This window comes from Sphingorhabdus sp., from assembly GCF_044357595.1.
Lineage (GTDB): Bacteria > Pseudomonadota > Alphaproteobacteria > Sphingomonadales > Sphingomonadaceae > Sphingorhabdus_B.
Map to the genome: position 1 here is coordinate 1 of NZ_JBIKPH010000158.1, position 4,815 is coordinate 4,815.

Genomic DNA, 4,815 nt, shown 5'->3' on the forward strand with positions numbered 1-4,815 from the left:
GCTGATCCCGACCGAGGAAATCTTCGGCCGTTATTCCGCATTCGACCTTATCGATGAAAAGACTGGCCGCATTTATGTGGAAGCGGGCGATGAAATCACCGCCGAAAACCTCGAAGCGTTGGACAAGGAAGGCATCGACAGCCTTGAGCTGCTCGACATTGACCATGTCATCACGGGTGCATGGATGCGCAACACGTTGAAGGCCGACAAGGCCGAGAACCGGGACATGGGCCTTGATGCGATCTACCGCGTCATGCGTCCTGGCGAACCGCCAACGCGCGAAACCGCAGAAGCGTTGTTCGCTGGTCTGTTCTTTGATGCAGACCGCTATGACCTGAGCGCGGTTGGCCGCGTAAAGCTCAACATGCGTTTGAACTTGGATGTTGAAGACACCCTCACCACACTGCGCACGGAAGATATCCTCGCCGTGGTCAAGGAACTGGTGAACCTGAAGGACGGCAAGGGCGAAATCGATGATATCGATAACCTCGGCAACCGTCGTGTGCGTTCGGTCGGCGAATTGCTGGAGAACCAGTATCGCGTAGGCTTGCTGCGTATGGAGCGTGCCGTGAAGGAGCGGATGAGCTCGGTCGATGTATCGACTGTGATGCCAAACGACCTGATTAACGCAAAGCCAGCGGTTGCTGCTGTGCGCGAATTCTTTGGTTCGTCGCAATTGTCGCAGTTTATGGATCAGACCAACCCGCTTTCGGAAGTCACCCATAAGCGCCGTGTTTCGGCACTTGGACCAGGTGGTCTGACCCGTGAGCGTGCAGGCTTTGAAGTCCGCGACGTGCACCCGACCCATTATGGCCGTATCTGCCCGATTGAAACGCCGGAAGGCCCGAACATTGGTCTGATCAACTCGCTGGCATCGTTCAGCCGCGTGAACAAATATGGCTTTATCGAAACGCCATATCGCAAGGTCGTGGACAATAAGGTCACCGACGACGTGGTGTATCTCTCCGCGATGGAAGAGCAAAAGAACACCATCGCGCAGGCAAACGCCGAATTGAACGCAGATGGCAGCTTTGTCGAAGATCTGATTTCATCGCGTGAAGCAGGTGAATTCCTGATGGCGCCGCGTGACCAGATTACTTTGATGGACGTTTCGCCAAAGCAGCTTGTTTCGGTTGCAGCATCGCTCATTCCCTTCCTGGAAAACGATGACGCCAACCGCGCTTTGATGGGTTCCAACATGCAACGTCAGGCTGTGCCTCTGCTGCGTGCAGAAGCACCATTTGTTGGAACCGGCATGGAAGAAACCGTGGCGCGTGACTCCGGCGCTGCCATTGGCGCACGCCGCACAGGCATTGTCGACCAAGTCGATGCAACCCGCATCGTTGTGCGCGTAACTGGCGATGTTGAACCCGGCAAGTCGGGCGTAGACATTTACACGTTGCAGAAATTCCAGCGCTCCAACCAGAATACCTGCATCAACCAGAAGCCTTTGGTGAAGGTCGGTGACGTAATTGAAGCTGGCGACATTATTGCTGATGGTCCTTCGACTGAGCTGGGTGAGCTCGCATTGGGCAAGAACAGCCTCGTCGCGTTTATGCCTTGGAACGGATATAACTACGAAGATTCGATCCTGATCTCCGAGCGTATCGTGAAAGACGATGTGTTCACATCGGTCCATATCGAAGAATTCGAAGTAATGGCCCGTGACACGAAGCTTGGACCAGAAGACATCACCCGCGATATTCCAAATGTGGGTGAAGACGCGCTTCGCAGCCTTGATGAAGCCGGCATTGTCTACATCGGCGCTGAAGTGCACCCGGGTGACATTTTGGTCGGCAAGATCACGCCAAAGGGCGAAAGCCCGATGACACCAGAAGAAAAACTGCTGCGCGCCATCTTTGGTGAAAAGGCAAGCGATGTGCGTGACACGTCGCTGCGTCTCTCGCCAGGCGTTGCGGGTACTGTGGTTCAAGTCCGCGTCTTTAACCGTCATGGTATCGACAAAGACGAACGTGCGATGGCCATCGAACGTGAAGAAATTGAGCGCCTTGCGAAGGACCGCGAGGACGAACGTTCGATTTTGAACCGTGCGACTTACAACCGCTTGAAAGATATGCTCATTGGTCAGACTGCAGCAGCAGCGCCAAAGGGCATTAAAAAGGGCGACATCATAACTGAGGATAATCTCAGCGAAGTCGAACGTTACGAATGGTGGAAAATCGCCGTTGCCGACGACAAGGTCCAAGGCGATCTTGAAGCCGTCAAGGTTCAGTATGATGAAGCCGTCAAACTGATCGTCGAGAAGTTCGAAGATCGTCGTGAGAAGCTGGAGCGTGGCGATGAGCTTGCACCAGGCGTGCTCAAGATGGTCAAGGTTTTCGTAGCAGTGAAGCGTAAGCTACAGCCAGGCGATAAAATGGCCGGACGTCACGGGAACAAGGGTGTTATCTCGCGGATCCTTCCGCAAGAAGACATGCCGTTCTTGGCCGATGGCACCCCTGTCGACATCGTACTCAACCCATTGGGTGTGCCGTCACGTATGAATGTGGGTCAGATTTTCGAAACCCATCTTGGTTGGGCTGCGCGTAGTTTGGGTATGCAAATTGGTGATGCTCTTGAAGAGTGGCGCCTTGCAAACCCGAACCCCCAAGCGGCTGCGCCTCCAGCAGTCGTGCGTGAACGTTTGGCGAAGGCCTATGGCGACAATTACGCAGACGAGATCAATGGTCGCAGCGATGCCGACATCATTGAGCTTGCTGGTAACGTCAGAACAGGTGTTCCCATGGGCACACCCGTGTTCGACGGTGCGCGTGAAGCCGACGTGACGAAGATGCTCCAGCTTGCAGGGCTCGATGGCTCAGGCCAATCCGACCTGTTCGACGGACGCACCGGCGACATGTTCGACCGCAAGGTTACCGTGGGCATCATTTACATGCTTAAGCTGCATCACCTTGTTGATGACAAGATCCACGCCCGTTCGATCGGACCGTACAGCCTTGTTACGCAACAACCACTTGGTGGTAAGGCGCAATTCGGCGGTCAGCGTTTCGGGGAAATGGAATGCTGGGCACTTCAAGCCTATGGCGCTGCTTATACCTTGCAGGAAATGCTGACGGTCAAATCCGATGACGTCATCGGTCGTACCAAAGTTTACGAAGCGATCGTCAAAGGTGACGACAGCTTCGAAGCAGGTATCCCCGAAAGCTTCAACGTTCTGGTTAAGGAAATGCGCTCGCTCGGCCTCAATGTTGAGCTGAAGGCGCATGATTTGATCGAGGGTGACGAAGGCTTTGCCGAGGCAGCAGAATAAAGCAGAGATGGGCGGATTTCGGTCCGCCCCCCTGTCCCTGCCTTTAAGTTTTCATGGGCCCATGCCCACTGAGGAAATGAATATGAACGAACTATCGAAATTCAACAATCCAATCGCCAAGGTCGAAACCTTTGACCAGATCCAGATCGGGATTGCATCGCCGGAGAAAATCCGCAGCTGGTCTTTTGGCGAAATCAAAAAGCCGGAAACCATCAACTATCGCACGTTCAAGCCAGAGCGTGACGGCCTTTTCTGCGCGCGCATCTTTGGTCCGGTAAAGGATTACGAGTGCCTTTGCGGCAAGTATAAGCGGATGAAGTATAAGGGCGTTGTCTGCGAAAAGTGCGGCGTTGAAGTAACCGTCACCAAGGTACGCCGTGAGCGTATGGGTCATATCGAGCTTGCTGCGCCTGTTGCCCATATCTGGTTCCTGAAGTCGCTGCCTTCGCGCATTGGCCTTTTGCTCGACATGCAGTTGAAGCAGCTTGAGCGCGTATTGTACTTCGAAAATTACATCGTAACTGAGCCTGGTCTGACCGCGCTTGAGAAGTTCCAGTTGCTGAGCGAAGACGAATTGCTCAACGCGCAGGACGAATATGGCGAAGATGCCTTCACCGCCAGCATTGGTGCCGAAGCCGTCAAGACCATGTTGATGGACCTCGACCTTGAACAAGAGCGTACCGACCTGCTCGACGAGCTGGCCGTTACCAAGTCGGAACTTAAGCCAAAGAAGATCATCAAGCGTTTGAAGGTCGTCGAAAGCTTCATCGATTCCGGCAACAAGCCAGAGTGGATGATCTTGGATGTCATTCCCGTCATTCCACCAGAATTGCGCCCGCTGGTGCCGTTGGACGGTGGTCGTTTTGCAACGTCCGATCTCAACGATCTCTATCGCCGCGTTATCAACCGTAACAACCGTTTGAAGCGCCTGATCGAGCTGCGCGCTCCAGACATCATTGTCCGCAACGAAAAGCGTATGTTGCAGGAAGCTGTTGACGCGTTGTTCGACAATGGTCGTCGCGGCCGTACGATCACGGGTGCCAACAAGCGTCCGCTGAAGTCACTGTCCGACATGCTCAAGGGCAAGCAAGGCCGCTTCCGCCAGAACCTTTTGGGTAAGCGCGTCGATTATTCGGGTCGTTCGGTCATCGTGACCGGTCCTGAATTGAAATTGCATCAGTGCGGCCTGCCAAAGAAAATGGCGCTCGAACTGTTCAAGCCATTCATCTACTCGCGTTTGGATGCAAAGGGTCTTTCGATGACCCTGAAGCAAGCCAAGAAGTGGGTCGAAAAGGAGCGCAAGGAAGTTTGGGACATCCTCGACGAGGTTATCCGCGAGCATCCTGTGTTGCTGAACCGCGCACCTACGCTGCACCGTTTGGGCATTCAGGCGTTCGAACCTGTCCTGATTGAAGGCAAGGCGATCCAGCTTCACCCATTGGTCTGCTCGGCATTTAACGCCGACTTCGATGGTGACCAGATGGCCGTCCACGTTCCATTGAGCCTTGAGGCGCAATTGGAAGCACGCGTATTGATGATGTCGA

At 54.2% G+C, this 4,815-nt stretch carries 1 protein-coding gene and 1 pseudogene; both read left to right on the plus strand.

The features are described 5' to 3' along the window. The coding region (gene rpoB / locus ACIQ2T_RS11955) for a DNA-directed RNA polymerase subunit beta (protein WP_397591012.1) at positions 1 to 3,271 on the plus strand (3,271 nt) is incomplete at its 5' end. A gap of 82 nt (positions 3,272 to 3,353) precedes the next feature. Next, positions 3,354 to 4,815: pseudogene (locus ACIQ2T_RS11960) on the plus strand (DNA-directed RNA polymerase subunit beta'); the annotation flags it as partial.